This window comes from Hoyosella levis (assembly GCF_026008515.1).
Classification (GTDB): Bacteria; Actinomycetota; Actinomycetes; order Mycobacteriales; family Mycobacteriaceae; genus Lolliginicoccus; species Lolliginicoccus levis.
The window spans coordinates 24,941-49,504 of sequence record NZ_BQYM01000003.1; the positions used below are offsets into that span (position 1 = coordinate 24,941).

The following is a 24,564-nucleotide window of genomic DNA, read 5'->3' on the forward strand; positions in this document are numbered from 1 at the left end:
ACTTCGCCGTTTTCGCTGGTAGAGACCTCTCCGTGCTCCGTCAATCGGAAGTCGCTAGCGTGGGACCATGACAGATCAAGCAGGCATCCCCGTCCCGATCGACGACACCTACACCGGCGCCACCACCGTCGGCGGGCCCGCCCAGCGCCACAGGACCGCCACCGCCTCGATCTACAAGCTCGCCGTCGGACCGATGGACAACAATGCCTACCTCGTGGTGTGCGACCGCACCGGAGAAGGTGTGCTGATCGACGCGGCGAACGACGCCCACCGCATCATCTCCCTCGTCGAGCAAGCCAGCGCGCGTGTTGCCCTCATCATCACCACCCACCGCCACCAGGACCACTGGCAGGCCCTCGCCGATGTCGCTGCCGCCACCGGCGCTCCGACCGCCGCGCACGCCATCGATGCCGAGCACCTGCCGCTGAACCCAGACCGGCTGCTCGCCGACGGCGAGACCATCGCTATCGGGGATCTCTCGCTGCGGGTGACGCACCTGCGCGGGCACACCCCGGGATCGATCGCGCTCACACTCGTCGATGACGGCGAGACCCACTTCTTCGCGGCCGACAACCTCTTTCCGGGCGGCCCGGGAAAGACGACCCAACCGGATCAATTCACCTCGCTCATGAACGACCTGGAGAACAAGGTCTTCGGGCAGCTTCCCGACGATACGAGGGTGTATCCAGGGCACGGCAAGGACACCACGCTCGGTGCTGAGCGTCCCCATCTCGGCGAGTGGCGGGCACGCGGCTGGTGACCGGAGGCTCCTCGCGCAGCGAGAACCCGTTTCCAGACAAGACATTCACCGCGATTCGGCCGATGGACGTTCAGAAGCAGCGAATCTGGGTAACTTGGTGAACGGAACCCCCCAGCGAAAGGCCAGTCATGATCCTCCGGAGAATCGCGCGCCCCATGATCGCCGGCGTGTTCATCGCTAACGGCATCAACACGCTGCGCCAGCCCAACGAGGTAGCGGACAAGGCAGCACCGTTCATCGACTACGCGCACGGCACACTGCCCCCAGACGTCTCGAGCAAGCTCCCCCAGGACCCGGTCACCCTTGCCCGGATCAACGCCGCCGCGCAGATCGGCGCGGCGGGACTGCTCGCCTGGGGCCGCGCGCCACGACTCGCCTCCGGCGTGCTGGCGACCAGCCTCATCCCGACGACTGTCGTCCAGCATCCATTCTGGGCCGAGACCGATGCAGCGGCCCGGGCCAACCAGCGCCAGCACTTCCTCAAGAACGTCGGCCTGCTCGGTGGCCTGCTGATCGCCGCGGCCGATACCGAGGGCCGCCCGTCGGTGGGATGGAGGGCACGGAAGTTCGCGACGCGCGCGTCGGGGACCGTCTCCGCGGCGCTTCCCGTGATCGGCTCTGCCGCATCGTCGTCCGGATCCAATACCAAGGAGCGGCTCGCCGAGGGCTGGTCGACCGTCGCCGAGCGCACCGCTGACGGCTTGTCGACACTGGCCGACCGCACCAAGGATGTCGTGGAGGAGGCAGCCGACACGACCTCGCGGTGGTACGGCACGGCCGCCGAGCGGGCCCCGGGCATCTACGAGGCCGCTGCTGACCGTGGCGGGCAGCTCTATCACCGGGCTGCCGACCGCACATCCGAGGCCGCGCACCATGCCGCGGGCGCGGCCCGCGAGGGCACCGCGGAGGTCCGCTCGCGGCTTCGCCACCGCTAGAACGGCACGGGAACAACGTTCTTCGACTCCACGTTGATGCTGCATTAGGGTGGTGGGCCCGAGCGCTCTCCCGCGGGTGGGAAGCGCCGGCCCACGCCCTGGTGGCGGAGTCGAAGGAGTCTGGGTGGAGCAACGCGAGATCGACCGCGAGCAAGAGTATGTCTCGATGCTGTACGGGCGGCTCGATGCGCTGCGCGAGCAGACCCGAACCCGCATCCGCGACGTGCTGCGCATGCGCGAGGAAAACCCGCAGGAGCTCTCCGAGCGCGAGTCCTACAACGCGCTCTACACCGACAAGCTCGCCAAGTACACGGCCGCGGAGAACGGACTGTGCTTCGGCCGCATCGACGACATCGACGAATCCGTCCGCTACATCGGTCGCATCGGCATGTGGGATGACGAGGTCGATAGCGAACCGCTGCTGCTCGACTGGCGGGCCCCGCTCGCCCGCGCGTTCTATCTCGCCACCCCGGCCTCGCCCGACGGCGTGGCCCGCCGACGGCACATCCGGACACGGGGACGCGTCATCACCGCGCTGCACGACGAGATCCTCGACCCGGACGCCGCGGATGCCCTTACCGCGAGCAGCGATGGCAGCAGCGAGACCGTGAGCGAGGGGGTCGCTGGGGAGAGCGCGCTGCTCGCCGCGATCAGTGCTGCCCGTACTGGTCACATGACCGACATCGTCTCGACCATCCAGCGCGAGCAGGACGTCATCATCCGCTCGCACCATCGTGGTGTCCTCGTCGTGGAGGGCGGGCCTGGAACCGGCAAGACGGCCGTGGCCCTGCACCGCGTCGCCTACCTGCTCTACACCTTCCGCGAGCAGCTCGAGCGCTCCGGCGTGCTGATCATTGGCCCGAACTCCACCTTCCTCGATTACATCAGCCAGGTGCTCCCCTCTCTCGGCGAGACGGGCGTCGTCCTCTCCACTGTCGGGGACCTCTACCCCGGCGTCACGGCGCGCAGCCATGACCCGGACGCTGTGGCCGCGATCAAGGGATCGATGCGCATGGTCGATGTCCTCAAGACCGCCGTGCGCGACTGGCAGACCGTGCCGGGCGCCCCGATCGAGGTGCCCTTCGATACGTACACGCTGCGGGTGGACAAGTCACTTGCTACCCGGGCCCGGGGGCGCGCGCGCTCGTCCCGCCGTCCGCACAACAAGGCCCGCGAGATCTTCGTCAGCACGGCCGTTGATCTGCTTGCCAGCCAATACCGCAAGGCGCTCAGCGCAGGCATCGACGGTGGCCAGGACCTGCTCGACCGGGACGATCTCGCGGATATCCGTGATGAGCTGCGGGCCGACCCGGCAGTGCGTGGCGTGCTGGATTCGCTCTGGCCGATGCTCACGCCCCAGCAAGTGCTCATGGAGCTGCTCAGTGATCCAGCCCGGCTCCAGACCGCGGGCGGCGACCAGCTTGCTCCGGACGAGCAGGAGACCATTCTCCGGGAGCGGAGCACCATGTTCAGCGACACCGATGCGCCCCTCCTCGATGAGCTCGCGGAGCTGATCGGGATCGACAACGATGACGACGACGAGGCGGCGCGCGCGCAGTGGCGGGCCCGCATCGCCGAGGCCCAGGACGCGCTCGATATCCTCACCGGTTCCGCGCCCCAGGACCTCGAGGATGACCTGGACCCCGAGATACTCATGGCATATGACCTCATAGACGCCGAGACCCTCGCCGAGCGGCAGCAGCACCGCCACCACCGCACCACCGCCGAGCGGGCCGCCGCGGATCGCCAATGGACCTACGGCCACACCATCATCGATGAGGCACAGGAGCTCTCCCCCATGGCCTGGCGCATGGTGATGCGACGGACCCCGAACCGGTGGATGACCATCGTGGGCGATCCCGCGCAGACCGGGAGCCCAGCCTCGGCCGGTTCCTGGAGCGATGCGCTCGAACCGTATGTGGCGCAACGCTGGCGGCTCCAGGGGCTCAGCGTCAACTACCGCACGCCCGCCGAGATCATGGATGTCGCTAGCGGCGTTCTCGCCGAGCTCGCTCCCGGCCATGATGCGCCCCGCTCGATCCGGCATTCTGGCCACGCACCGGTGATCGAGCATGCTGGCGCTGATGATCTCGCGCCCGCCGCGTGGGAGCACCTAGGAAAGTGGCGCGAGGAACCCGGGACCGCCGTGATCCTCGCCCCGGACGACCTGGTGGAGCAGGTGCGCAGCGCTGCCCCCGGAGACCCGGCAACCGAGGTATCCGTGCTCTCAGTGCGCGAGGCGAAAGGCCTCGAGTTCGACTCGGTACTGATCGTGGAGCCAGGCGCGATCGCCGCACAGTCAACACGAGGAATGAGCGACCTGTACGTCGCGATCACCCGTGCCACGCAACGGCTCGCGGTCATCCACCACGCTCCCCTTCCCGCTGGCATGGACCAGGCGGCGTCGGTGCGGTAGCCGCCGCGGTCCGAGCGCTGGGGCGGTGCCGTAGCTGCCGCAGTGCCGTAGCCGGGGCGGCAAAAGCACGGGAAACCGGCAAACGCGATAGAAATCGACCTGGGTTTTCTGCGGTTTCTATCGCGTTTGCGGCGACAGCAACGGCGACGGCGACGGCGACGGCCGATGCCCGGCCGCGTCTACGGCCGCTGCCGCACACCGGCCCACGCAGCACAATGCCCGCCCCGGTCTAGCCAGGGCGGGCATTGTTCACGCTCTACCTGCTCCGTCAGCATTGCGGTGCTGCCGGAGGACGCTTTGTCAGCGGGTGGTGTGGACGATCAGCACATCGCTGGCGGACTTGCGCGCCACATCGGACGGAACCGACCCGAGGAGGCGGCCGGTGATGGTGTTGAGCCCACGGTTGCCCACGACGAGCAGATCGGCATCGACTTCCTCGACGAGGGCGAGGAGCGAATCCACGGGGGCGCCGACCACGGCGCGCTCGACGATGTTCTTCGCGCCGACGGATGCTGCGCGCTCGCGCGCCGTGCGGAGGATGTCATAGGTGGGCGCGGCACCAGTGATCTGGTAGGCGTCGTCCTTGAGGACATCCGCGGCGTCACCGAGCTCCTTCGGATCCGTCGGGTAGTAGGCGCACGCCAGCACGAGGCGGGCGCTCTCGTCACCAGCGAGTGAGCCCGCCTTCTCGACAGCCTTCAGTGATGACTCGGAACCATCGGTACCGACGACAATCGTGCGGTAGGCGGTCATTCGTTCCTCCCATGATCTTGCCTGCGCTCGGGGCCTCACAGCTTGCACTAGTGAGTGCGTGCATCAAAACACTACTAGCGGAAACACTAGCGGTATCGCTGGCCTCCCACGGCAAGTTTCGGGCGGAAAACACCAAACTGCCACGATCTTGGACCGCGATGTTCCTCACATTCCGGGTGTGTCGTGCCTTCTAGGACATTCCGGCGGCATCCATGCCCCGTAGTTCCTTCTTCAGGTCAGCGATCTCGTCGCGAAGCCGGGCCGCGAGCTCGAACTGGAGATCACGGGCGGCCCCCACCATTTGCTCGGTGAGCTGATCGATGAGATCAGCGAGCTCGGCCCGGGGCATCGACTTGGCGTCATGGCCTTCGCGGATGCCTGCCGTCGTGTGCGCTCCAGTGCCTCCGCGCGCGCCACTGCGCTCGGTATCGTTGGCCTCCTCGTAAACCTGGTCGAGGATGTCAGCGATCTTCCTGCGCAGCGGGGCCGGTTCGATACCGTGCTCGGTGTTGTAGGCGATCTGCTTGGCCCGCCGCCGGTCGGTCTCCTCGATGGCGTGCTGCATCGAGTCGGTGACGCGGTCGGCATACATGTGGACCTCGCCCGAGACGTTGCGGGCCGCGCGCCCGATGGTCTGGATGAGACTCGTGGAGCTGCGCAGGAAGCCTTCCTTGTCGGCGTCGAGGATCGCGACGAGGGACACCTCTGGCAGGTCGAGGCCCTCGCGCAGCAGGTTGATGCCGACGAGCACGTCGAAATGGCCGAGCCGGAGCTGGCGGAGCAGCTCGACCCGGCGCAGCGTGTCGATATCGGAGTGCAAGTACCGGACCTTGATATCGAGCTCGAGCAGGTAGTCGGTGAGATCCTCGGCCATTTTCTTCGTCAGGGTGGTGACGAGTACCCGCTCGTTCTTCTCCACGCGATCGCGGATCTCGTGGACGAGATCGTCGATCTGTCCCTTGGTGGGCTTGACCACGACCTTGGGATCCACGAGTCCAGTGGGCCGGATGACCTGCTCGACGAATTGCCCGCCGGTGCGCCCGAGCTCGTAGGACCCCGGAGTGGCGGACAGGTAGACGGTCTGGCCGACCCGCGCGCTGAACTCCTCCCAGGTCAATGGCCGGTTGTCCATCGCCGATGGCAGGCGGAAGCCGAACTCCACGAGATTGCGCTTGCGGGACATGTCGCCCTCGTACATGCCGCCGATCTGCGGAACCGTGACGTGGGACTCGTCGATCACGAGCAGGAAGTCATCGGGGAAATAGTCGAGCAGCGTTGCTGGCGGGGTCCCGGCAGCGCGATCATCGACGTGGCGCGAATAGTTCTCGATGCCCGAGCAGAACCCCACCTGACGGATCATCTCCATGTCATAGGAGGTGCGCATGCGCAGGCGCTGGGCCTCAAGCAGCTTGCCCCGGTTCTCGAGGTCCGCGAGGCGCGCCTCGAGCTCCTGCTCGATGCTGCGGATGGCCTTCTCAATCCGGTCCGGTCCGGCGACGTAATGCGTGGCCGGAAAGATGCGCACTGACTCGACCTGCTCGACGACATCACCAGTGAGCGGGTGGATGTAGTACAGCGAATCGATCTCGTCGCCGAAGAACTCGATGCGTACCGCGAGCTCCTCGTAAGCGGGAATGATGTCGAGCGTATCGCCGCGCACCCGGAACGCACCACGCGTGAACGCCATGTCATTGCGGGTGTACTGGATATCGACGAGCAGGCGCAGCAACCGCTCGCGGGAAACTTCCTCCCCTACCGATACCACGATCGACCTGTCGAGGTAGGACTGGGGCGTGCCGAGGCCGTAGATGCACGACACCGAGGACACAACGATCACGTCGCGCCGGGAGAGCAGGCTCGAGGTGGCACGGTGGCGCAGCCGCTCCACATCATCGTTGATCGATGAGTCCTTCTCGATGTAGGTATCGGTCTGCGCGATGTACGCCTCGGGCTGGTAGTAGTCGTAGTAGGAGACGAAGTACTCGACGGCGTTGTGCGGGAACATCTCCGATAGCTCGTTGGCGAGCTGGGCGGCGAGCGTCTTGTTCGGCGCCATCACGAGCGTCGGCCGCTGCACCTTCTCGATGAGCCAGGCCGTGGTCGCGGACTTGCCGGTGCCCGTCGCGCCGAGCAGCACGATGTCCTTCTCCCCCGCGCGCAGCCGACGCTCGAGACCCGCGATCGCCGTAGGCTGGTCACCAGCGGGCGTGTGGTCACTGACCACGGTGAATTGACCGCTGGTTCGCTCTACCTCGTGGATCGGCCGGTACTCCGAATGCGCGAGCACCGCATCGGGGACACCGGAAGGATCGTGGTCTTGCTCGGTCGCGAACGCCATAAGCAACAGGGTAGTGAGCGGGGCCGACAATTCCCACGCCGGTCACCGGCGGACAGTACGGTGGGGTGATGCCCGAGCACCCCGCCTCGACCCACCAAGGAATACATCCCCCGAAGCTGGAGGCGTTCGACGTCGCGGCTCGCACGAACACCGATCCGAAAGGCTTCGTGCGCGCGGTCGATACCTACATCTCCGAGCCGTGGGGCCTGTACATGGGGCGGCCAGCGGATCATCGGCAGTTCCACTACATGGAGTCCTGGTTGCTGCCCAGCCTGCGGATCCGCGTCACGATCTTCCACTTCAACCCGGGGCACGAGCGCGATCAGGACTACTACATCGATATCGGCGAGTTCACTGCATCCGATCCGGCCTGGACGTCAGTGGATCACTATCTCGACATCATTGTGCGCGAGGGCCGCGACGCCTATCTCGAGGACGTGGACGAGTTGCTCGCCGCGCACCAGGCGGGGCTTCTGTCGGTCGACCAGGCATCGACTGCCGTGCTGACCGCGACCACCGTGATGAGCGGCATCGCCGCTCATCAGCATTCCTTGATGAAATGGCTCGCCGCCCAGGGCATTCCCTTGCGGTGGCGCTCCGCTGCTAGCTGAGCCGGGCGCGAGCCTGCTCGAGCCACGCTTCGAGCGCTGCCCGGTCTCCGTTGGCGCTCCGTTGCAGCCGGTCCGCGTACTCGGCGCGGGCCGCATCGTCTGAGCGCAGCCAGTCGCGCAGCGTGATCGCGAGCCGCTGGCCCGGGGTCCCCGCTCGCTGGAGATGCACCGTGGCGGGACGCCCAGGATCAGCATTGGCGTGGCGCGCGAGCACGTCGTCGTCGACACCTGCGGCGCCCGAGCCCGCGGTGCCCGTGCTGGCAGTATCCGTCGCAGGGAATCCGGCGTCGGCGAGGCGGTCCGCGAGCTCGTCGGCCTCGCCCTGGTCCGCGACAGCGATCTGGATATCGATCGAGTCTGGCGCGGGAACTCCCGGCACCGAGGTGGGGCCGACGTGCTCGACAGCGGCACCCGTGCCACCGCAGGCCAGTCGCAGCCGGGCCACGAGCCGGGCAGCCTGCTCCGCCCACCGGGGATCGGGCTCGCTCGGCGTGACCGGAACCGGGACAGGGGCCCGGGTGCGCAGGTTGTGCTCGAACGGGACGAGCCGATCGTGCCAGGCCGCGGCGACCTGCTGGAGCAGGTGCTCGCGATCCTGGGTGTTGTCGAGCCAGATGTCGGCGGCGGCGCGGCGTTGCTCGTCAGTGGCCTGGGCGGCGATGCGGGCGCGCGCATCCGTCTCGGGCATGCCACGGCTGCTGGTTAGGCGGTGGACGCGCTGGTCCTCCTCCGCGTGCACGACGAGCACGAGGTGGCAGGTGGGCGCGAGGCCATTCTCGATGAGCAGCGGGATGTCGTGGACGAGGATGCCATCGGGTGGTGCCGCGGCGATGATCTCGCCGGTGCGCGCCCCCACGCGGGGGTGCACGATGCTGTTGAGGGTGGCGCGGGATTGATCGTCGCTGAAGGCGACGGCAGCGAGGGCGGGGCGATCGAGCGTGCCCTCGCTGGTGAGGATCTCGGTGCCGAACGCGTCGACGAGCTCGGCAAGGCCGGGGGTCCCGGGCTCGACGACCTCACGGGCGATCTTGTCGGCGTCGACGATGGTGGCGCCGAGCTCGGCGAGCCTGGTCGAGACGGTGGATTTTCCGGCTCCGATGCCGCCGGTGAGGCCTACGCGTAGCACGCGGTCGAGTGTGCCATACCAGGGCGCGGGTGGTTCGCGGTGGCTGCGGATGCGGGGCACGATACCGACGACGGAACGGGCCGAGCCCCGGCCTTGTAAGGCCGGGGCTCGGTGTTGATGCTGGGCTGGATCAGCCGTTGTTGCCGGAGAGCTTCTCGCGGAGCGCGGCGAGCTGCTCGTCGCTGGCGAGGGTCCCGGAACCGGTGGTGGTCGGCGCGGCTGCTGCCTCGGCGACACCACTGTCCGAGGAGTAGTTGCTCGGTGCGGCCTCGGCGGCTTCTGCCTCGACCTTGGCGAACTTCTCCATCTGGGCGGTGTGCATCTTGTGGCGACGCTCGGCCTCGGCGTAGCGGGCCTCCCACTCCTCGCGCTGCTTCTCGAAGCCCTCGAGCCATTCGTTGGTCTCGGGATCGAAGCCCTCGGGGAAGATGTAGTTGCCAGCCTCGTCGTAGGAATCGGCCATGCCGTACTTGGCGGGGTCGAACTCCTCGGTGTACTCCTCGTTGGCCTGCTTGAGGCTCAGCGAGATCCGGCGACGCTCGAGGTCGATGTCGATGACCTTGACCATGGCATCGTCGTTGACGCTGACGACCTGGTCCGGCACCTCGACGTGGCGCTCGGCGAGCTCGGAGATGTGCACGAGGCCCTCGATCCCCTCTTCGACGCGGACGAACGCGCCGAACGGAACGAGCTTGGTGACCTTGCCGGGCACGATCTGGCCGATGGCGTGGGTGCGGGCGAACTGGCGCCACGGGTCTTCCTGGGTCGCCTTGAGCGACAGGGAGACACGCTCGCGGTCCATGTCGACATCGAGGACCTCGACGGTGACCTCGTCGCCGACCTGCACGACCTCGGAGGGGTGATCGATGTGCTTCCAGGACAGCTCGGAGACGTGCACGAGGCCGTCGACGCCGCCAAGGTCGACGAAGGCGCCGAAGTTGACGATCGAGGACACGACGCCCTTGCGGACCTGGCCCTTCTGGAGCTGGTGGAGGAACTCGCTGCGAACCTCGGACTGAGTCTGCTCGAGCCATGCGCGGCGGGACAGGACCACGTTGTTGCGGTTCTTGTCGAGCTCGATGATCTTGGCCTCGATCTCCTTGCCGACGTACGGCTGGAGGTCGCGGACGCGGCGCATCTCGACCAGGGAAGCGGGAAGGAAGCCACGGAGGCCGATGTCGAGGATAAGTCCACCCTTGACAACCTCGATGACGGTGCCCTTGACGGCCTCGTCCTTCTCCTTGAGCGCCTCGATGGTGCCCCAGGCGCGCTCGTACTGCGCGCGCTTCTTGGACAGGATCAGGCGCCCGTCCTTGTCTTCCTTGGTGAGGACGAGTGCCTCGACAGCGTCACCGACCGTGACGACCTCGCTGGGATCGACATCGTGCTTGATCGACAGCTCGCGGGACGGGATGACACCCTCGGTCTTGTAGCCGATGTCGAGCAGGACCTCGTCACGATCGACCTTGACGATGGTCCCTTCAACGATGTCGCCGTCGTTGAAGTACTTGATGGTTGCGTCGACGGCGGCGAGGAAATCCTCGGCGGAGCCAATGTCATTAATGGCTACCTGCGGCGAGGTCGAGGTTGTGGTGGGCATTAGGTGAGGTGCTCCGGACATTTGGACTCAAAGTTACATGGACAGGTGCAGGCCCGCGCGGCACCTCGAGCGCCCCTGCTGGAAGACACCGCAGAACGAGTGAGCCGGGAGGCTTTTCCCGGGCAGCCCTCGAGCACCCTCAGGCACACGCAAAACCCTACCGTGCACACGGCACAGCACGAATAGAGTACGTGATCACACAGTTATGCGGCAAACCCAACCCGCAGCAACAGCAATCGATTCCCCGCCCTGCATGCCAGGCGCCCGGCCTAGCTTAAGGCCCTGTACATTACTGTGCGTCACACTGTATTGTAGGAGTCATGACGCGGGACGAGGTACTACCAGGGCACTTGCAGGAGCTACGCCGGGGCACCGTCACATTGGCCTGCCTGGCAACACTCTCCGAGCCTCGCTACGGCTACGCGCTGCTTGAATCGCTGCGAGCGGCAGGCCTCGAGGTCGACGGCAATACCCTCTATCCGCTCCTGCGGCGCCTCGACAAGCAGGGACTCCTCGACAGCGAGTGGAATACCGAGGAGCCGAGGCCACGCAAGTTCTATCGCGTCAGCGAGCTCGGTACCGCCATCCTCCAGGAACTGACCGACGAGTGGCGGCACCTCAACGCATCCATCGAATCACTCTCACGAGGAGAAGCGGAATGACTACTCTCACCGAGCGCTACGTATGGGACGTCGTCCGGCGCCTCCCCGAGAAGCAGCGCGGAGACATCGCCGCCGAGCTGACCGTGGCGATCACCGACATGGTCGACGCGCGCACCGACGCTGGCCAGCCGCACGCCGACGCTGAGCGGGCCGCGCTGGTCGAGCTGGGCGAGCCCCGCGCGCTGGCGGGCAAGTACCGCGACCGGCCGCAGTACCTGATCGGGCCCGAGCTCTTCCCGGACTACGTCAGGCTGCTCCAGCTGCTCGCCACGATCGTCCTTCCTGTCATCGCCATCGTGATCGTCGCGGTCAAGCTGGTCGAGGACGAACCGATCGCCGGCGTGCTGGGCTCAGCGATCGGCGTCACCATCGAGGTCGCCGTGCAACTCGTGTTCTGGGTGACGCTGGTGTTCGCGATCATCGAGCGATCCGGTGGCCAGGAAGACGTCCTCGAGCATGAGGATTGGGACCCGGATTCACTGCCAGCCACCACCGGCACGACAACGATCTCCCGCGGCGAGACGGTCGCTGGAATGGCGTTCATCCTCATCGCCATCGGGTTCCTGTTCTGGCAGCACCTGCGCTCACCTGTCTCCACGCTCGACGACGCCCGCGTTCCGATGCTCGACCCCGAGCTGTGGAACGGCTGGATGCAGGTCATCATCGCCATCCTCGTCCTCTCGCTCGCGATCGAGATCGCCAAGTACGTTCGCGGCCAATGGAACTACCCCATCGCGATCGCGAACACAGCAGCGAACGTGGCATTCCTCGCGGTCATCGGCTGGCTAGCCAGCGCCGAGAAGCTGATCAACCCCGAACTGCTCGTGACGATCGCAGAACGAGCGCAGTGGGATTCGGTCCCCACGATCAACCCATGGCTCATCATCCTGGTCGTCGCGGCGATCGCGATCTGGGACAGCGTGGACGGTTTGCGCAAGTCGCGCGCTGCCGCCTAGCTGTATCAAGCGTAGCCAGCGGCCGGCCTCGCCCGCCGCTGGCTACGCTTGATGCCTCCCGATCAACCAGTGGCAGGAAGCATGAGCCCCGATTCCCCCGAGCACCAATCCACCGATGCCGCGCCCGACCCCGAGCACACGACCGTCTCCCACCGGCGCGTGACCTCGCCCGAGAGCGATGCCGCCAACCGCGCCTGGTGGGACTACGACGCCATCGCGTACCACGACGAGCACGCGGACTTCCTCGGCGTCGACTCCCCCGCGGGCGAGTTCATCTGGTGCCCCGAGTCGCTGCATGAGGGCGATATGCGCCTGCTCGGCGACATCACGGGCAAGCGAATCCTCGAGATCGGGTGCGGTTCCGCGCCGTGCTCGCGGTGGCTGGCCAGCAATGGCGCCACCGCGATCGGGCTGGACATATCCACGGGCATGCTGGCTCGAGCTCGTGATGTGATGGCGTGCGGCGGGCCGCAGGTGCCCCTGGTGCAGGCCTCGGCGGAGCGGTTGCCGTTCGCCAGCGAGACGTTCGACGCGGCCTGCTCCGCTTTCGGGGGCGTGCCCTTCGTCGCTGATTCCGCCCGCGTCATGCGGGAGGTAGCGCGCGTCCTCCGGCCTGGAGCGCCCTGGGTGTTCTCGATCAACCATCCGATGCGCTGGATGTTCCCCGACGATCCCGGTCCCCGCGGCCTGACCGTGGTGTCCTCCTACTTCGACCGCAGCCCGTACGTGGAGGTCGACTCCAACGGGATACCGGCCTACGTCGAGCATCACCGCACGATGGGTGACCGGATCCGCGAGATCGTCGCTGCTGGTCTCGTGCTCGAGGATGTCGTCGAGCCCGAGTGGCCGGAGTGGCTCGATCGCGAATGGGGGCAATGGAGCCCGCTGCGGGGCTGGCACTTCCCCGGGACCGCGATCTTCCGGACGCGCAAGCCCGCGGCCTGAGAGCGGCTGCTACTCGCCCGAGTGCACGGCAACCCCGACCGGCCCGGTGCCCACGCACATCTCGAGGCCCGGCTCCATCGTGCGCAGCACGAGCGTGTCCCCGCTTCCCACGAGGCGGACGTACACCGTGTTGAGCCCGGCCTCGACCGGGAACAGGACCTCGCGGCCCCGGTCGTCGTCGAAGCGAATCATGGCGCTCCCCGACCCCGAGGCGAAATAGTTCAGCTGGGCCGTCCATCCATGCTCGATCATCGCGCCATCGAGCGGCACACGGCGCGGCGCGCTATAGGTGATCCGGTGCCCGCAGTCCGGCACAGGACCAGGCTGGATGCGCCGGTTCCACCACACCTCCGCGGGCACGATGGCTCCGTCGTCGGTAATCATCCGTAGCTCCGTCACCGAATCGGTCACGACGATGCGGTCGCGCAGCGGCACGAGGAACCCGCTCGCGAGGTTCATGGGATAGGCGACGGGCCCGAGAACCGCCCACGGCACTTCCTGCTCGAGGATCTCGGCGCGCCCGGTCGCCGTGCTGGCCCGGATGCCCTCCATGTACGCGCGTGCCGGGGAATCGGACCAGGACCGCGAGAAGGCGATGGTCGTCCACGTGCTGCCGGCGACAAGCACGGCCCCTGCTAGGGCCAGCGACACGGACCGGAGCATCATCGGCATTGCCCGGCGAGGATCACGGGGCGGAGCAACGAGCACCAGGGCGATCGCGATCGCGATGACCACTGCGGAATCAGCGAGATAGCGCAGCGACAGAACGATCTCGATGGCCGTGCCATTGCCGCCCCGCACGGCCGCCACCGGCACCAGGGTTGCTGCGACATACAGCACCACCGCGCCCAGGACGAGCAACGCATGCTGCCGGCGCCACGCCGCCAGTGCGATCACCCCGGCGACCACGGCCAGGGCCACGATAACCAGCGCCAGGGGCGGGTCCGCCCACGGCGTCGAGGGCTGCCACCGCTCCCACTGCCACGGCCCGCCCACCAGGGCTGGTACTACGCCATCGGCGACCGCGCGCCCCAGGAACCGCGGATAGCTGCCCAGGCCGTCCCACACCGCATCACGGGCCCCGGCCAGCCAATAGAAGGGCAACCAGGCCACCAGCACCAGCCCCTGGGCAAGCCACATCGGCCACGTCCGGCGGAGCGCTCCGCGGCTGGCTCCCGTGATCCGCGCCCACAGCAGCAGCGCTGCCAGCGCGACCGCCGGCACAACTACGGCTTTCTCGAAGAAGCCGAGGCCCAGCACGAGCACCACGACGCTGCTCGCCAGCCACCGCCGGCGACCGGTGCGGGCATAGAGGACGGCATCGCCGACGGCCCACGCCATCGCGGCCTGCAGCGGGAGCGCGTTGAGCGCGGCGGACCACCATGCCATCGCAGGCAGCGTGAGCGGGCCGAGCGCGAACCATGCGAGCGGGACCAGCAGCACGGGCCGCCAACCAACCAGGATGACCAGCATGCGCAGCACCGCCACCAGCGCTAGCGCCTGCAACAGCAGCACCGATGCGGCGGCGACCCCCCAACCGAGCGGGCTCACCGCGGTGACGATCCACGTCACCAGGAACGCCAGCGGCATCACATGCCCGTCGTGGCTCGCCAGGAGAAGGTCCGCCGACCAGGGCGCCTCGCGGGCAGCGCGGCTCGCAAGGATGAAGTCGTCCCAGTAGAAGTAGCCCTCGTGCAGCACCCAGCCGCGAAGCAGCAGCGCGACGCCCATGATCGCCATGGCCCAGCCAAGGATCGCCGAGCGCCGGGGCTCACGCATCGGGCACCAGCAGCTCCAGCGCCGCGGCAACGCTCGTCGCGGTCATCGCGGGGCGACGGCCGCCCCCGAGATCATGGCGCGCACCCTCGACCACGACGAGCCGGGTGGGGGAAGCGAGCTCGCGCAGCGCGGCGGTGGCCTCGTCGACGGTGCCGAACGGGTCGCGATCCCCGTGCACGAACATCGTCGGCCGGGAGATCGCTGGGAAGTGCTCGGTGCGCATCCGGTCCGGCTTGCCCGGCGGATGGAAAGGATACGACAGCAGGAGCAAGCCGTCCGCGATGCCCGGCTCCTCCGCGCAGAGCATGCTCGACTGCCTACCGCCGTAGGAATGGCCGCCGGTGAACACCGGCACGTCCGTGCGCTCCCGCAGCTCGCGCGCGGCCAGGGCGATTCCCGCGCGGTCGATTCCGGCGTGCGCGCGGTGCGGGGGCCCGGCTGATCGACGGACGCGGAACGGCAGGTTGAAGCGGAGGACAAGGATGCCCTTGCGCGCGAGCTCGCTGGCGACCTCGACCAGCAACGGGCTCGTGGCATCGCCGCCCGCGCCGTGGGAAAGCGCGAGCGCCGCGCGCGGTGCGGCGCACTCGTGCAGGTAGCCCGTGACCGCGGAATCACCGTCGCCGAGCTCGATGGGTACCACGGGAGGTGTCGGCACGGATTCCATGCGGACGACCGTAGCGGACGGCGGCGGTTGGAACATTTCGCGGCGCGATCTCGTTACGTAGGGTAGACCGAGCCGGGGCACCACCCCGGAAACGATCAACGTTAGGAATACCAGTGGCGACTCAGGCCCTTACCCACACCGATTTTGAAACCACGATCACCGATAACGACGTGGTCCTGGTGGACTTCTGGGCCGAATGGTGCGGCCCCTGCAAGTCCTTCGCCCCGACTTTCGAGGCATCGTCGGAGAAGCATCCCGATGTGGTGCACGCCAAGGTCGATACCGAGGCCGAGCAGCAGCTCGCGGCCGCTGCGGGCATCCAGTCGATCCCGACCGTGATGGCGTTCCGCGAGGGAATCCTCGTGTTCGCGCAGCCTGGCGCCCTGCCGGCCGACGCGCTCGATAGCCTGATCACCCAGGTCAAGGATCTCGACATGAACGAGGTCCGCGAGCAGATCGCCGCGCAGCAGGAGAACCCGGACCAAGAGGCTCCGCAGCAGGAGAACCAGCAGTAGGCAGGCGCTCGCCGCAGGTCGGCAGTCACCGGGGAGGCAGTAATCCTGCCTCCCCGTGGCATGTCCGAAGACGCCGCATGGCGCCGCCCGATCCCGGCATAGCCTGTCCCAGCATGATCAGCCCCGGCGCGCCACCCGGGCCAGCACTAGCTCGGTGAACTCGCTCGTTGAGGCGAGGCCACCGAGGTCCGCGGTAGCGACACCACTGCCCAGGGTCGTGGAGACCCCGTGGCGGATGCGGTGTGCCGCATCGTGCAGGCGGCGGTCGGAGCGCTGCCCGGCAAGCCATTCGAGCAGCAATGCCGCGGAGAGGAACAGCGCGGTCGGGTTCGCGCGGTTGCGCCCCGCGATGTCGGGGGCAGCGCCGTGCGCCGCCTGTGCCATCGCCTGGGTATCCGAGGAGTTGAGCGACGCCGCGAGGCCCAGCGAGCCGGAGAGCTCCCCGGCGAGGTCGGACAGGATATCGCCGAACATGTTCTCCGCGACGATGACGTCGAAGTCGCCGCCACGCACGAGGAGCGCCGCCATCGCATCAACATGCTCGTCGTCGACGTGGAGACCCGGGTACTCGCTCGCCACTTCCCGGCACGCCTCGAGGAACATTCCCATGGCTAGCGGCAGCACGTTTGCCTTGTGCACGATGGTCAGCCGCTTGCGGCGCGCGGCCGCGAGATCGCACGCGGCGCGGGCGATGCGCTCGCACGCGTGCCGGGTGAACACACCGACCGCGAGCGCGACGTCGTTGGTGGGCTTGAACTCCCCCGACCCGACCGCCATGTTGCGGTCCGCGTAGAAGCCCTCGGTGTTCTCCCGGACGATCACCACATCAAGGTCCGGGCGCAGCGCGCGGATGCCCGGCAGTGCCGCAGCGGGACGGATGTTCGCGTAGAGGCCGAACTCCTTGCGGATCCGGCCACCCGGGGCGGTGCGGGCCCGATGCTCGGCGGGATAGGCCGCATTGTCGTGCGGGCCCAGGATCCAGCCCGGCATGGTGGCGAGAGCATCGATGGTCTCGGCGGGCAGCGAATCACCATGGGTGTCGATGGCCGCACGCCCGTACGGGAGCTCGTGCCATCCGATGGGGCGCGCGCCCGCCGCGGCCAGCGCGGCATCGACGACCTTGACGGTGGCTGGCACGATCTCCGCACCGATGCCGTCGCCGTGCAGGACCCCGAGCTCGATATCACCCATGCGTCCATCCTCGCGCATCGAGGCCGGGGCCGCGCGCGATAATGGACCGATGGTGCAATCGGTCGAGCTGCTCCTTGATCCCGTCCTCGATGCCGCGGTGCGATCGGACTGGGAAGCCCTGTCCGCCGCCGGAATCCGCGCGCTGCGCCCGCATCATCGGCCCCACATCACTATTGGAGTGGCCGCCGAGATCTACCCCCGCATCGACAAGGCCCTCGCCAGCGCGCTGGGGACACTGCCGATCCCGGTGACGCTGGGCGGACTGCTGGTGTTCGGCACGGGCCGGGTGGTGATCGCGCGCGCGATCACGGTCTCGCCGGAGCTCATGGAGGCGCACCGGGCGGTGTGGTCCGCGATGCGGGATTGCCCGGGCCAGCCGCGGCATACGGCGCCCGGGGAATGGACCCCGCACGCGACGCTGGCCAAGCGTGTGCCCGTGGCGGATTGCGGTACCGCTATCGGTACCGTCGCGCGGCGGCATGACCTCCACGGCCGCATCATCGCCGCCCGCCGCTGGGATGGGGATGAGCACCGGGAATGGCTCATCGCCGGAACCGACGACGCCACTATCAGTGACCCCACCAGTTGAGCGAACCGTGCGGCAGGATCTCCTGGTGGGTGTCCGCGCCGATCCCAGCGAGCGCGAGCAGGTTGAGCAGCACCAGGACTCCAGCGAACACCAGAAGCACTGTCATGGGATTTACTCTGCTCCGGTTGCCCGCCGCGCGACAGTGGCGGCAATGCCATTTCGCATCGATTTCCTGCCACACTGGTGGCATGGTGCTTCGCGTTGCCGTGCTCCTGCCCTCGCAGACCGAGACCTTCGAGCTCGGTGTCGCCTGCGAGGTGTTCGGCGTGGACCGCCGCGATGATGGCCTGCCGCTCTACCACCTCGATCTCGTGGCCGCCGAGCCCGGGCCGGTAGCCACGCGCTACGGCTACAGCATCCCCGCCGAGCATGATCTCGACCTGCTCGACCGTGCCGGGCTCATCATCGTCAACGCGGGCGGCAATGGACTCAACCCGGACGGCTCGACCTGCGTGAGCGAGGATCCTGGTTCTCTCGGCCCGGCGCTGGACGCGCTGCGCCGCGCCGCGCACCGCGGGACCCCCGTCGCCTCGCTCTGCACGGGCGCGTTCATCCTGGGCGCGGCGGGGCTGCTCGACGGGAGGCGCTGCACCACGCGTTGGCGGCACGCGGCGGAGCTGCAGCGCAGGTTCCCGAGCGCCCGCGTTGATCCCACCGTGCTGTATGTCGAGGATCCGCCGGTGTTCACGAGCGCGGGCACGGCTGCCTCGATAGACCTGTGCCTGCACCTGGTGCGCCAGCTCGAAGGCCCCCGGGTGGCCAATGGCATCGCGCGCCGCATGGTGGTGCCGCCGCATCGCGAGGGCGGGCAGGCCCAGTTCGTCAACCAGCCGCTCCCTGCAGGTACCGGTGATTCGCTGGCGGAGGTCCGGGAGTGGATGTGCGCGCACCTCGCGGAGGAACATTCGGTCGCGGCACTGGCCCGGCGCGCCCGCATGTCACCGCGCACGTTCGCGCGCCGCTTCGTCGACGAGACGGGTGTGCCCCCGCATCGGTGGTTGACCGATCAGCGCGTCCTCGCGGCCCAGCACTTGCTGGAATCGTCGCCGCATTCGATCGAGCGGATCGCGTCGCTGGTGGGCTTCTCGTCCGCGGCTGCGCTGCGCGCGCACTTCCTCCGCTTGCGGCAGGTCACGCCGCTGGAGTACCGCCGCATGTTCGCGGCCCCCAAGAACGCGGCCCCCAGGGATCCGGCCTCCAGGGACGGCGCCCGCGAGCTAGTGGCACCAGGCCCCTCTGGCGCGGGCAGCTAGGGACCGCGTGAGCTAGGCAGCCCACAACCGTTGCGGCCCGAGGTCCTCGGAATTGACGGGAATCGTGTCCGGGATCGCGTTGCCCGTGAGCACAGCTGCGGCGGCGACCGCGAGCGCGGGCGCCATCTGGATGCCGTAGCCGCCCTGCCCGGCGAGGAAGCCAAAACCCGGAAGATCAGGTACCAGCCCGGCCACTGGTACACCGTCCGGGGCGAAGGTGCGTAGCCCGCCCCAGGAGCGGCGGACCGTGCGCAAGCCGAGGGTGGTGGCTTCGTTGATCTCCTCCATGGCGCGAGCGATGTTCAGCTCCGAGGGCTTCGCGTCACCAGCATCGACGGGGTCGGCGTCGGCGGGCGAGGCGAGGATGCCGTCGCCCTCGGGCTTGAAGTACCAGCGCTCGGCCGGGTCACCGATGGTGGGGCCGTGCGGATCGACCGGCACGCTCGCGGGGCTGAGGAACAGGGTGCGGCGCTTGGGCACCAGCCCGAGCGGGCGCGCGCCGGCCATGCTCGCGATCGCATCGGCCCAGGCTCCGGCGGCGTCGATGACAAGGCCGGCCTCGTGGGTCTCGCTCCCGGTGGTGATGCGCCAGGCCGAGCCGGATTGCTCGAGGCCGGTGACGCGCGCTCCGGTGCGGGTGGTGCCGCCGCGCGACTTGAAACCGCGCACGTACATCTGATGGACCGCGAGCACATCGATGTCCTGGCCGCCGCCGTCGAGGACGCACCAGCGCAGCGTCTCCGGCTTGAGCAGCGATGACTTCTCGAGCGCGGCAGGCGCATCGAGCTTCTCGACACTGCCTTCCTGCGCGGCGAGCATCGATGTCAATGCGGCATCGCTCTCGTCGTCGAACGCGGTCCACAACAGCTCGCGCGGGGTCAGCGGGTGCGTGTCCCCCCACTGCTCGGCAAGGGAGTCAAAAATGGGACCACTGGCCACGGTGAGGGCCCGCACCACGTCGCCACCATAGGACGGCAGGTACATGGCCGCGGAGCGCCCGGTCGAGTGGGAGGCGAGCATTGATTCGCCCTCGAGCAGCAGGACACGGGCATCGCTGGCTAGCTCGTAGGCGATGGATGCGCCTGCCATGCCGCCACCGATGACAACAACGTCCCAGGTCTCGCTCATATCAATGCCCCGCGCTCTCCCACGATGTTCCCGCGCCCATCGATACCTCGAGCGGCACGGACAACGTGTATGCCCCTTCCATCTCCGTACGCAACAACTGTTCCACGGTTTCCCGCTCGTCGCTACGCACTTCGAGAACTAGCTCGTCATGGACCTGCAGCAGCATGCGCGAGCGGAGCTGCTCCTTGTCGAGCGCTTTGTGCACGCGCAGCATCGCGACCTTGATGATGTCGGCGGCGCTGCCCTGGATGGGCGCGTTGAGCGCGGCACGCTCGGCCACCTCGCGGCGCTGCCGGTTGTCGTGGTTCAGATCGGGCAGGTAGCGGCGGCGGCCGAACACGGTGGAGGTGTAGCCATCCTTGCGGGCCTGCTCCACCACCTCGTGCAGATAGTCGCGGACCGCGCCAAACCGGGCGAAGTAGGCCTCCATCTGCGACTTCGCCTCCTCGTTGGAGATCTTGAGCTGCTGCGCGAGCCCGTAGGCGGACAATCCATACACCAGGCCGTAGGACATCGCCTTGACGCGCCGCCGCAGCTCGGGGGTCACCTCGTTAAGGGGCACGCCGAATGCCTGCGAGCCGACGAAGCTATGCAGGTCCTCGCCCGCGTTGAACGCGCCAATGAGGCCGTCATCGCCGGAAAGGTGCGCCATGATCCGCATCTCGATCTGCGAGTAGTCCGCGGTGAGCAGCGTGTCGTAGCTGGTCTCGCCGGAGTGGCCCACCACGAAGGCCTCGCGGATGCGCCGGCCAGCATCGGTGCGGATGGGGATGTTCTGCAGGTTCGGCTCGGTCGACGAGAGACGGCCGGTGGCGGCAATGGTCTGGTTGAAGGTGGTGTGGATGCGCCCATCATCGGCGACGGTCTTGAGCAGGCCCTCGACGGTGGTCTTCAGCTTGGTGGCGTCGCGGTGAGCGAGCAGGTGCTGCAGGAAGGGGTGCTGCGTCTTCTCGTAGAGCCCCACGAGCGCTTCGGCGTCGGTGGTGTAGCCCGTCTTGGTGCGCTTGGTCTTGGGCATATCGAGCTCGTCGAAGAGCACGACCTGCAGCTGCTTGGGCGAGCCTAGGTTGATCTGCTTGCCGATCTCCCCGTAGGCGGCCTCGGCAGCATCGTGGACGTGCCCGGCGAACTCCTTGCGCAGGTCCTCGAGCATGCCGGTGTCGACCGCGATGCCCGCTGCCTCGAGGTTGGCGAGGACGAACGCGAGCGGCAGCTCCATGTCGGTGAGCAGCGAGCGGGACTCGATGCGATCGAGCTCGGTGTCCAGCGCATCGGCGAGATCAGCCACCGCGCGGGCCCGCAGCATCGCCGCCCGTGCCTGCTTCTCGTCGGTGTCGTCAGCATCGTCGAGCAAGGACAGTTGCTCGGTCTCGTCCTCGTCGATGCGCAGCTCGCGGCCGAGGTAGCGCAGCGAGAGGTCGTCGAGCTTGAAGGAGCGCTGCCCGGGCCGCACGAGGTAGGCGGCGAGCGCGGTATCGCTGCCCACCCCCGCGAGCGTCCAGCCGCGACCACGCAGCGCATGGATCGCCCATTTGACGTCGTGCACGGCCTTGAGGTGATCCGGGCTCGCGAACCACTCGCCGAGCGCGGCCTCGTCGTCGGATGCGAGCTGCTCGGTCGCGAGGTAGGCGCCCGTGCCGTCGGCGGCAGCGAGAGCGATCGCGGTGGCGTCGGCATCATGCACGCGATGGATGCTGACGACCTCGACCCCATGCCGTTCGCCGGCGATGGCGTGGGTGGCGAGCCAGTCGCGGACCGTGCCGGGCTCGAGGACGGCGCCGTGGATATCGAACCCGCTGTCCGCCTCGGGCTCGGCCGAGGAGAGCGAATCGAACAGGCGATCGCGCAGGACCCGGAACTCCAGCTCGTCGAAGAGCCCATGGATGCGTTCCCGGTCCCAGGGCCGTAGCTCGAGGTCACCAGGCTGGTACGGCAGCGCCATGTCGCGCACCATCTCGGTCAAGTCGCGGTTGAGCAGTACCGCGGACAGGTTCTCGCGGAGCGAATCGCCGACCTTGCCGCGCACCTTGTCGACATTCTCGACGAGGCCATCGAGCGAGCCGTACTCGCCGATCCACTTCGCGGCGGTCTTCTCCCCCACTCCCGGGATGCCGGGCAGGTTGTCGCTCGGATCGCCGCGCAGTGCCGCGAAATCGGGGTACTGCGGCGGCGTGAGCCCATACTTCTCCTCCACCGCCTCCGGGGTGTACCGGGTGAGCTCGGAGACGCCGCGCTTCGGGTACAGCACCGTCACATCGTCGGTGACGAGTTGCAGGGAGTCCCGGTCGCCGGTGCAGACGAGCACCTCGAATCCCTCCGCCGCGGCAGCGGTGGCCAGCGTGGCGATGATGTCATCGGCCTCGAACCCGGCCTCGGCCATCACCGGGATGCCCAGCGCGGCAAGCACATCCTTGGTGATCTCCACCTGCCCCTTGAACTCATCGGGGGTTTTGGCGCGGTTCGCCTTGTACTCGGGGAACTTCTCGCTGCGGAAGGTCTGGCGCGATACGTCGAACGCTGCCGCGACATGCGTGGGCCGCTCATCGCGCAGCAGGGTGATCAACATCGACGTGAAGCCATACACCGCGTTGGTGGTCTGCCCGCTCGAGGTCTGGAACTTGTCCGCCGGCAGCGCGAAGAAGGCCCGGTACGCCAGCGAATGCCCATCGAGCAGCAGCAGGCGCGGCCGACCGCCGCTCTCCTTCGAGGTGGTGGACGACGAGGACATCTTCGCTGCGGGAGAACTCACGCGACTCAGTCTAGGGATGAGCCCTGACACTCGGCAGCACCGACGTGTCGTTCGGCCCCGCGAGCCCAGCGAAACACTGGCGCAACACGCCGGCAAGCGCATCGGAAACCAAACGGACGTAGGGTTCCTCAGTTGACAGAATGAAACGGACAATTCGCGGAAACCGCGATTCCGACCGGCCCCGGCCCCGCGCTCGCGCGACCGGGAGGAGGACACGTGACACACACTGCTGGCCGGCGGGGCGTTCCACTCGGCAGAGCCGTACTAGCAACGCTGCTGCTCGCGCTGCTCTCGGCGCTCCTCGCGAGTGGTTTCGCCCACGCCCAGGACTCACCGGATGACTCTCCCGCCGCCACCGGCACCGTGCAGGGCGCGCTGGTCAATGCGGGCACGCCCGTGGCCGGGGCAACGATCATCGCCACCGACGAGACGGGCGACGAGGCCGCGGAGACCACCTCCAGCGAGCGCGGCCGCTGGTCGATGACGCTCGCCCCCGGCACCTACACCATCACGCTGGTCGAGGCGTCCCTTCCGCCGGATGTGCTCGTGCAGACCAGCGAGCGCACCGCCACGGTCCGCGCGGATCGCGTCGCCTCCGTCATCTACACCTTTGGCGACATCCGCAGCGGGCTCGACATCTCGATGGGCGAGAAGCTGCTGCGCCTGACTATTGAGGGGCTGCGATTCGGCCTGGTCATCGCCATCACCGCGGTGGGCCTGAGCTTGATCTTCGGCACCACCGGCCTGACAAACTTCGCACATGGCGAGCTCGTCACCATCGGCGCGGTGGCGGCGTGGGTCGCCAACCTGCTGCTCGGCGAGGTGTTCCGCTTCGGCGACGGCACCTCATGGGGCGCGAACCTCAGCCTCGCCGCGAACCTCGGCATCGCCACGATCATCGCGATCATCGTCGGCATCATCGTCGGCCTGCTCAACAACTCCGTCATCTGGCGGCCCCTGCGCCGCCGCGGCGCGAGCCTCGTCGCTCAATTGGTGGTATCCATCGGTCTCGCGCTCGCGCTGCGCGCCGCGATCCTGCTGTTCTTCTCCGACCGCTCGCAGGCCTTCACCACCTACCAGGCGCAGCGGCAGCTCGAGCTCGGCCCGGTCGCGATCACCCCGGTCAACCTCGGCACCATGGTCATCAGCCTGGTGGTGCTCGTGGCGGTCGCGCTGATGTTCAAGATGACCCGCATCGGCAAGGCCATGCGCGCCGTCGCGGACAACAAGGACCTCGCGGCCTCGTCCGGCATCAACGTCGAGCGCGTCATCGCGTTCGTCTGGGCCCTCGGCGGCGGCCTCGCCGCGCTCGGCGGCGTGCTGTTCGCCGTCTCGGAGCTCAACGGCACCGTGCAGTTCGAGATGGGCTTCAAGCTGCTGCTGCTGATGTTCGCCGGCATCATCCTCGGCGGCCTCGGCACCGCCTATGGCGCGCTGCTCGGTTGCGTGCTGCTCGGGCTCCTCGTGCAATTGTCCACGCTCGTGATCAATCCCGATCTGAAGTACACAGGAGGCCTGCTGGTGCTCATCCTCGTGCTCGTGCTGCGCCCCCAGGGAATCCTTGGTTCCCGGACGAGGGTGGGGTGAGGCA

21 protein-coding genes are annotated in these 24,564 nt (G+C 67.9%); 11 read left to right on the plus strand and 10 right to left on the minus strand.

All coding sequences use genetic code 11. The features are described from left to right. Positions 1-67 precede the first annotated feature (67 nt). The 3 genes from QC765_RS04095 (at position 68) to QC765_RS04105 (ending at position 4,111) form a co-directional block, all read left to right on the plus strand. Positions 68-760 carry an MBL fold metallo-hydrolase gene (locus QC765_RS04095; protein WP_278313161.1) on the plus strand — a complete coding sequence of 231 codons (693 nt, stop codon included), beginning with the start codon at positions 68-70 and terminating at the stop codon, positions 758-760. Positions 761-888: 128 nt separating this feature from the next. Further along, entirely contained in the window at positions 889-1,695 is an 807-nt protein-coding gene (locus QC765_RS04100; RefSeq protein WP_278313162.1) for a DoxX family protein, read from the plus strand. Between the two features lie 124 nt (positions 1,696-1,819). After that, positions 1,820-4,111, plus strand: coding sequence for a HelD family protein (locus tag QC765_RS04105; RefSeq protein WP_507762899.1), 2,292 nt, complete (start codon positions 1,820-1,822; stop codon positions 4,109-4,111). A gap of 300 nt (positions 4,112-4,411) precedes the next feature. On the opposite strand, the gene QC765_RS04110 is transcribed toward QC765_RS04105, so the two are convergent. Both QC765_RS04110 and uvrB read right to left on the minus strand, forming a co-directional pair. After that, on the minus strand, positions 4,412-4,864 hold the full coding sequence (locus QC765_RS04110; RefSeq protein ID WP_278313163.1) for a universal stress protein: 453 nt from the start codon (positions 4,862-4,864) through the stop codon (positions 4,412-4,414). 190 nt (positions 4,865-5,054) lie between these two features. Further along, a complete protein-coding gene (gene uvrB / locus QC765_RS04115) occupies positions 5,055-7,202 on the minus strand; it encodes an excinuclease ABC subunit UvrB (protein ID WP_278313164.1) in 2,148 nt (715 codons plus the stop codon). A gap of 101 nt (positions 7,203-7,303) precedes the next feature. Here uvrB and QC765_RS04120 point away from each other — a divergent pair, with 101 nt between their 5' ends. Further along, complete coding sequence (locus tag QC765_RS04120) at positions 7,304-7,813, plus strand: ribonuclease FAU-1 family protein (protein ID WP_278313380.1); 510 nt, start codon at positions 7,304-7,306, stop codon at positions 7,811-7,813. Here QC765_RS04120 and coaE read toward each other — a convergent pair. Continuing rightward, positions 7,806-8,939 carry a dephospho-CoA kinase gene (gene coaE, locus QC765_RS04125; RefSeq protein WP_278313166.1) on the minus strand — a complete coding sequence of 378 codons (1,134 nt, stop codon included), beginning with the start codon at positions 8,937-8,939 and terminating at the stop codon, positions 7,806-7,808. The two genes, QC765_RS04120 and coaE, sit on opposite strands and share 8 nt — an antisense overlap. Positions 8,940-9,069: 130 nt before the next feature. Then, positions 9,070-10,539, minus strand: a complete 1,470-nt coding sequence (gene rpsA, locus QC765_RS04130) for a 30S ribosomal protein S1 (protein ID WP_278313167.1) — start codon at positions 10,537-10,539, stop codon at positions 9,070-9,072. A 320-nt stretch (positions 10,540-10,859) separates the two neighbouring features. On the opposite strand from rpsA, the gene QC765_RS04135 reads away from it, so the two are divergent. The 3 genes from QC765_RS04135 to QC765_RS04145 are packed head-to-tail and all read left to right on the plus strand — an operon-like array spanning position 10,860 to position 13,102. Further along, the gene (locus QC765_RS04135) at positions 10,860-11,201 is read left to right on the plus strand and encodes a PadR family transcriptional regulator (protein WP_278313168.1); all 342 of its coding nucleotides are present in this window, start codon (positions 10,860-10,862) and stop codon (positions 11,199-11,201) included. Then, positions 11,198-12,157: a permease prefix domain 1-containing protein gene (locus tag QC765_RS04140; protein ID WP_278313169.1), complete on the plus strand. Its 960-nt coding sequence runs from the start codon at positions 11,198-11,200 to the stop codon at positions 12,155-12,157. The genes QC765_RS04135 and QC765_RS04140 overlap by 4 nt, the downstream gene beginning before the upstream one ends. Positions 12,158-12,208: 51 nt before the next feature. Next, positions 12,209-13,102 carry a class I SAM-dependent methyltransferase gene (locus QC765_RS04145; RefSeq protein ID WP_278313170.1) on the plus strand — a complete coding sequence of 298 codons (894 nt, stop codon included), beginning with the start codon at positions 12,209-12,211 and terminating at the stop codon, positions 13,100-13,102. 9 nt (positions 13,103-13,111) lie between these two features. On the opposite strand, the gene QC765_RS04150 is transcribed toward QC765_RS04145, so the two are convergent. Both QC765_RS04150 and QC765_RS04155 read right to left on the minus strand, forming a co-directional pair. After that, positions 13,112-14,881 carry a hypothetical protein gene (locus QC765_RS04150; protein WP_278313171.1) on the minus strand — a complete coding sequence of 590 codons (1,770 nt, stop codon included), beginning with the start codon at positions 14,879-14,881 and terminating at the stop codon, positions 13,112-13,114. Next, positions 14,874-15,548, minus strand: coding sequence for an alpha/beta hydrolase family protein (locus QC765_RS04155; RefSeq protein WP_278313173.1), 675 nt, complete (start codon positions 15,546-15,548; stop codon positions 14,874-14,876). Before QC765_RS04155 ends, QC765_RS04150 begins: the two co-directional genes overlap by 8 nt. Positions 15,549-15,661: 113 nt before the next feature. Here QC765_RS04155 and trxA point away from each other — a divergent pair, with 113 nt between their 5' ends. Further along, positions 15,662-16,063 carry a thioredoxin gene (gene trxA, locus QC765_RS04160; RefSeq protein ID WP_278313174.1) on the plus strand — a complete coding sequence of 134 codons (402 nt, stop codon included), beginning with the start codon at positions 15,662-15,664 and terminating at the stop codon, positions 16,061-16,063. A 117-nt stretch (positions 16,064-16,180) separates the two neighbouring features. On the opposite strand, the gene QC765_RS04165 is transcribed toward trxA, so the two are convergent. Then, positions 16,181-17,254 carry an isocitrate/isopropylmalate family dehydrogenase gene (locus QC765_RS04165; RefSeq protein WP_278313175.1) on the minus strand — a complete coding sequence of 358 codons (1,074 nt, stop codon included), beginning with the start codon at positions 17,252-17,254 and terminating at the stop codon, positions 16,181-16,183. Between QC765_RS04165 and QC765_RS04170 the strand changes: the two genes are divergently transcribed. Continuing rightward, positions 17,253-17,843 (plus strand): 2'-5' RNA ligase family protein, encoded by a 591-nt coding sequence (locus QC765_RS04170; protein ID WP_278313176.1) that lies wholly within the window; start codon positions 17,253-17,255, stop codon positions 17,841-17,843. The two genes, QC765_RS04165 and QC765_RS04170, sit on opposite strands and share 2 nt — an antisense overlap. On the opposite strand, the gene QC765_RS04175 is transcribed toward QC765_RS04170, so the two are convergent. Then, on the minus strand, positions 17,824-17,949 hold the full coding sequence (locus QC765_RS04175; protein ID WP_278313177.1) for a hypothetical protein: 126 nt from the start codon (positions 17,947-17,949) through the stop codon (positions 17,824-17,826). The two genes, QC765_RS04170 and QC765_RS04175, sit on opposite strands and share 20 nt — an antisense overlap. A gap of 82 nt (positions 17,950-18,031) precedes the next feature. Between QC765_RS04175 and QC765_RS04180 the strand changes: the two genes are divergently transcribed. After that, positions 18,032-19,096, plus strand: coding sequence for a GlxA family transcriptional regulator (locus QC765_RS04180; RefSeq protein WP_278313178.1), 1,065 nt, complete (start codon positions 18,032-18,034; stop codon positions 19,094-19,096). 12 nt (positions 19,097-19,108) lie between these two features. Here the strand turns inward: QC765_RS04180 and QC765_RS04185 are convergent, their stop codons facing one another. Together QC765_RS04185 and polA are read right to left on the minus strand one after the other, a co-directional pair. Then, entirely contained in the window at positions 19,109-20,224 is a 1,116-nt protein-coding gene (locus tag QC765_RS04185) for an NAD(P)/FAD-dependent oxidoreductase (RefSeq protein WP_278313179.1), read from the minus strand. Between the two features lies 1 nt (position 20,225). Beyond that, positions 20,226-22,952: a DNA polymerase I gene (gene polA / locus QC765_RS04190; RefSeq protein ID WP_278313381.1), complete on the minus strand. Its 2,727-nt coding sequence runs from the start codon at positions 22,950-22,952 to the stop codon at positions 20,226-20,228. A 237-nt stretch (positions 22,953-23,189) separates the two neighbouring features. Here polA and QC765_RS04195 point away from each other — a divergent pair, with 237 nt between their 5' ends. Beyond that, positions 23,190-24,560: a branched-chain amino acid ABC transporter permease gene (locus QC765_RS04195; RefSeq protein WP_278313180.1), complete on the plus strand. Its 1,371-nt coding sequence runs from the start codon at positions 23,190-23,192 to the stop codon at positions 24,558-24,560. Positions 24,561-24,564 lie beyond the last annotated feature (4 nt).